Source organism: Acinetobacter sp. UBA6720 (assembly GCF_002454215.1).
Taxonomy (GTDB): domain Bacteria; phylum Pseudomonadota; class Gammaproteobacteria; order Pseudomonadales; family Moraxellaceae; genus Acinetobacter.
The window spans coordinates 1-4,966 of sequence record NZ_DKIK01000052.1; the positions used below are offsets into that span (position 1 = coordinate 1).

4 protein-coding genes and 2 pseudogenes are annotated in these 4,966 nt (G+C 41.6%); 3 read left to right on the top strand and 3 right to left on the bottom strand.

Going from position 1 to position 4,966, the window contains the following annotated elements:
- On the top strand, nucleotides 1-204 hold a 204-nt coding region (locus B4F08_RS04340; RefSeq protein ID WP_291373402.1), incomplete at its 5' end, for an integration host factor subunit alpha.
- A gap of 134 nt (nucleotides 205-338) precedes the next feature.
- On the opposite strand, the gene B4F08_RS04345 is transcribed toward B4F08_RS04340, so the two are convergent.
- The 3 genes and pseudogenes from B4F08_RS04345 to trxA form a co-directional block, all read right to left on the bottom strand.
- The gene (locus B4F08_RS04345; protein ID WP_086209833.1) at nucleotides 339-596 is read right to left on the bottom strand and encodes a hypothetical protein; all 258 of its coding nucleotides are present in this window, start codon (nucleotides 594-596) and stop codon (nucleotides 339-341) included.
- Between the two features lie 409 nt (nucleotides 597-1,005).
- Entirely contained in the window at nucleotides 1,006-2,274 is a 1,269-nt protein-coding gene (gene rho / locus B4F08_RS04350; protein WP_004692266.1) for a transcription termination factor Rho, read from the bottom strand.
- A 331-nt stretch (nucleotides 2,275-2,605) separates the two neighbouring features.
- A pseudogene (gene trxA, locus B4F08_RS04355) lies at nucleotides 2,606-2,934 on the bottom strand (thioredoxin).
- 263 nt (nucleotides 2,935-3,197) lie between these two features.
- On the opposite strand from trxA, the gene ppx reads away from it, so the two are divergent.
- Complete coding sequence (gene ppx, locus B4F08_RS04360; RefSeq protein ID WP_291373405.1) at nucleotides 3,198-4,721, top strand: exopolyphosphatase; 1,524 nt, start codon at nucleotides 3,198-3,200, stop codon at nucleotides 4,719-4,721.
- Between the two features lie 30 nt (nucleotides 4,722-4,751).
- Nucleotides 4,752-4,966 (top strand): annotated as a pseudogene (locus tag B4F08_RS04365) (acetyl-CoA carboxylase carboxyl transferase subunit alpha); the annotation flags it as partial.

Below are 4,966 nucleotides of genomic sequence, written 5' to 3' on the forward strand. Positions count from 1 at the left end.
TTTGATGAGATTAGCCAAGCGCTAATCTCTGGTGAGCAAGTTAAACTTTCTGGTTTCGGTAACTTTGAGTTGCGTGATAAACGTCAACGTCCAGGTCGTAACCCGAAAACGGGTGAAGAAATTCCGATTTCTGCACGCCGTGTAGTAACCTTCCGCGCAGGGCAGAAATTCCGCCAGCGTGTGGGAAATGAGCAGATCGATTGATCTGCTTTTTTTTGCTTCCGGTGTAGGTTTAAGCTGACTTGCTACTGATAATGGGTAGCAAAGTCTTAAACTAAATTTTCAGCATAAAAAAAGAGAGCCAAGGGCTCTCTTTTTTACTGACTAATCGAAAGTGATTAGTGAGCTTTAGCTTCAGATGCAGCAGTAGCAGCAACGTCAGAAGCAGCAGCAGTAGCGTCAGAAGCAGCAGCAGTAGCTTCAGAAGCAGCAGCAGCAGCGTCTACAGCAACTTCAGAAGCAGCTTGAACAGCTTCAGATGCAGCAGCAACTTCAGATGCAGCAGCAGCAGCAGGAGCTTCTTCTTTCTTAGCACAGCCAACGAAAGCTAAAGTAGTAGCAACTGCAGCAGCAATAGCGATTTTTTTGAATAACATGGCATCACTCTCTAAAATATGAGATTAAAAAAAACCGACGTTAGTCTGTTGTATGCTTTTATTGTTCCTAATTTTGTTAGGGACTAACAACGCAGGAGCAGTCTAACTGGTCTGCAAATATGCTATCACTGCGCATTTTGAATTGCTACTAGCTAAGGTGAAAAAAGTGATAAAAATGGTCTAAAAACAGTGATTTTTTAACAGAAAATAACAATTAATAGCAGGGTTTATATTGGATAAATGCCGAATAAACATCTAAAAAGATGGAGCTTTTTTATTTCAAATTTTTGTTTATCAAAAACTTGCAAATAAGTTTACATACCGTGCTTTGAAATGTTTCATTGTGTAAGTGGTGTCAACCAAATAAAAAGGCTGTCCTAGAGACAGCCTTTTTATAAGATTAGTCAGATTAGCTGGTTGCTTTACGTTTCATTTGGTCAAAGAAATCATCATTGGTTTTAGTTTCTTTCATACGATCAAGTAGGAACTCCATTGCTGCGAGTTCATCTTGGGTATGAAGTAACTTACGTAAAATCCAGACCTTACGAAGGTTATCTTCAGACATTAAGCGTTCTTCACGACGTGTACCTGATTTTTTGATGTTCATCGCAGGGAAGACACGTTTTTCAGCAATACGGCGGTCTAGCGTAATTTCTTGGTTACCAGTACCTTTGAATTCTTCGTAGATCACTTCATCCATTTTACTGCCTGTTTCAATCAAGGCTGTAGAAATGATGGTCAGCGAACCACCTTCTTCAATATTACGTGCTGCACCGAAGAAACGCTTAGGGCGCTCAAGTGCATGTGCATCGACACCACCAGTTAAAACTTTACCTGATGAAGGCACAACGGTGTTGTATGCACGTGCTAAACGGGTAATGGAGTCGAGAAGAATCACAACGTCTTTTTTGTGTTCAACCAAACGTTTGGCTTTTTCAATCACCATTTCAGCCACTTGAACGTGACGAGCAGGAGATTCATCAAACGTTGACGCAATCACTTCGCCACGAACTGTACGTTCCATTTCTGTTACTTCTTCAGGACGTTCATCAATCAGAAGAACGATGAGGAAGCACTCTGGGTTATTACGTACAATCGACTGGGCGATGTTTTGTAATAACATAGTTTTACCCGCTTTTGGCGGCGCAACGATAATTGAACGTTGACCTTTACCAATGGGTGCAACTAAGTCGACTACACGTGCAGTTAAATCTTCAGTGGTGCCGTTACCAAGTTCCATCACCAACTGTTCAGTCGGGAATAATGGCGTTAGGTTTTCAAATAAAATCTTATTACGAGAGTTTTCAGGGGTGTCGTAGTTAATTTGATTCACTTTTAAAAGTGCAAAATAACGTTCGCCTTCTTTCGGTGGGCGAATCGTTCCCGTAATGGTGTCACCAGTACGGAGATTAAAACGACGAATTTGAGATGGGCTAACATAAATGTCGTCTGGACCTGCAAGGTAAGAACCTGCTGCAGAGCGTAAGAAGCCGAAGCCATCTGACAGAATTTCCAAAACGCCATCACCAAAGATCTCTTCGCCATTCATCGCATGGCGCTTTAAGATGGCAAAAATAATGTCTTGCTTACGGTTACGAGCCATTCCTTCAAGGCCCATAAATTCAGCAATTTTGATGAGTTCGCCAATCGGTTTTTTCTTGAGTTCGGTTAAATTCATAGGAGGTCAGATAAGAATCAAAAATTCTAGGATACAGGATGAAAAGGAAGCAACATTTAGCCGCGGACATGCAATGAAGTAACGCAATTGTATTTGCACAATAACAATTCAGAGGACTGATTCATTGTTTGAAGAGAAGCGTGTCAAAACAATTTGTATTGCCGAGCGGCGATCTTATGTGTTGTGTCTTTTAAGAAAATGACAGGATTGGATAATCCTTTATCTCTTGAGCAAGCAATATAAGAGAGAAAGTCAAACTTGTCAATTTATAGCCGAAAAAAATACGCTGTTGTTTAAACAGCGTATTTCATGATGTGCTCTAAATCGAGGTTTAAATGTTTTCGTCGATGAAAGCAGTTAGTTTCGATTTTGGTGCAGCGCCCACTTGTTGAGCCACAACTTCACCATTTTTAAACATCAAGTAGTGCAGGAATGTTACGGATGTTGTAGTTCACAGCCGTTTGCTTCACAAGCAGTTACGTCAACTTTAACGATTTTCACTTTACCTTCGTATTCATTCGCCAATACTTCTAATACAGGTGCAATCGCTTTACATGGCGCACACCAGCCTGCCCAGAAGTCAACAAGCACAGGAACGTCTGATTGAAGTACATCAGCGTCGAAGTTAGTATCAGTTGTATTTACGATATTGCCAGACATGGATAGCTCCAGTTTCAATTTTTGGATAGTTTTATGGCTAATAGTATGTCATAGCCTGCTATCACTGAGTAGATGGATTACTAAATTTTCAACCTTTAGTTTGAATTTGTCTAATTGGAGCTCTCAATGTTACTGATCGTGTAACACAATTGTCATATATGCTGAAATTTTAAAAGCTCGTCAATTTCTGACCATAAATGGCTTTTAAATTGCATGGAGGTGAATTAATCTAAGCACAATTCTGTATAGGTTTATATTAAATCATGTCTGATTTTTTGATTGATGAAGAGTTACTTGCTGCCATCGATATGGGGTCGAACAGCTTCCACTTAGCAATTGCTCGAGTGGACCATGGCGAAGTGAAAAAAGTTGCGTCAATGTCAGAAAAGGTACAGTTAGCTGCGGGTTTAGATGAAAATAAAAATTTAACAGAAGCTGCACAGCAGCGTGGTTTGGCCTGTTTATCCCGCTTTGTTGGTCGTTTAAGTTCAGTTCAACCAAACCGTTTAAGAATTGTGGCGACCAACGCGCTGCGTCAAGCTAAAAATGGTCATGAGTTTATTCAAAAAGCGGCAGAAATTTTACCTAAACATATTGAAATTATTGCTGGCCGTGAAGAAGCACGTTTGATTTATTTGGGCGTATCCCACACCATGGAGAATAGTGGACGTCGCCTTGTGATTGATATCGGCGGTGGTTCAACTGAGCTGATTATTGGTGAAGAATTTGAGCCGATTCATACCGAATCTTTACAAATGGGGTGTGTGGCGTTTACCAAAGCCTTCTTTGTCGATGGTGAAATAAACCAAAAAAGTTTTGATAAAGCCGTGGTCGCAGCACGTAAGGAGCTGTCAGGGATTGCCAATACCTATAAAGAAGCGGGTTGGGATACGGTGGTCGGTTCGAGTGGAACCATCAAAGCGTGTCGTCAAATTACCGTAAATATGGGTTGGAGTAATGAAAAAGAAGAACTGACCCGTGACGGTTTAGATAAGCTCAAAGAAAAATTGCTCAAATATAAACACGTCTCTGAGATGGAGTTTGATGGTTTAAAAGAAGACCGTCGAGCAGTTTTGCCAGCCGGGATTGCTATTCTTTACGCCATTTTTGATGTACTTGAACTAGATAAGTTGGTGTATTCAGATGGTGCCCTGCGCGAAGGGGTCATGTACGACTTACTGGGGCGTTTTCAACATGAAGATATCCGAGATCGTTCTGTACAAGCTTTGATGGGCCGTTATAACGCCGATCCAAAACAAGCGGAACGAGTTGTGAACATGGCTCAACATTTGTTTGATGGTGTGGCAGAGTCACTAAAATTAACCACAGAAGACAGTGATTTACTGCGTCGTGCGGCTTATTTACATGAAATTGGTTTGGCGATTAGCCATGCCGGCTACCATCGTCATGGCGCATATTTATTGCAACATTCGGACATTGCGGGCTTCTCGCAAATTGATCAAAACCATTTGTCACATTTGGTAGCGCATCATCGCCGTAAGCTGCGCAGTGACGCGCGTGTCGATGTGATGAAAGTCGGCGGCAACAAATTAGTCTATCTGTGTTTGCTACTTCGCCTTGCTGTTTTACTCAATCATAGTCGTAGCGATCAGATGCTTCCTGCCATTGAATTAACAGTAGGCAATGCGCAACAATGGCAGCTGAGTGTTTCTGGTAATGCCGCGCAATGGCCTTTGCTGGTTGCAGACTTGCATGATGAGCAAGTGCAATTTAAGCATTGGGATGTTGAGCTGGATATCCAATCAGAACAATTTGTCGATGAATAAATTGGTCAATTAGGGATTTATGGTTGAGCTATGAAGAATAAAGCTGCGCAATCCAAAGCATGGACGACGGTTCAAATTGCACGTCATCCTGAGCGTCCGCAATTTTTAGATTATGTGAGTGAAATTTTTACCGAATTTGATGCTTTGCATGGTGATCGCTTATTTGGTGATGATGGTGCAATGATCGGTGGATTAGCTCGCTTTGATGGTCAGCCAGTCATGATTGTGGGTCAACACCGTGGTCG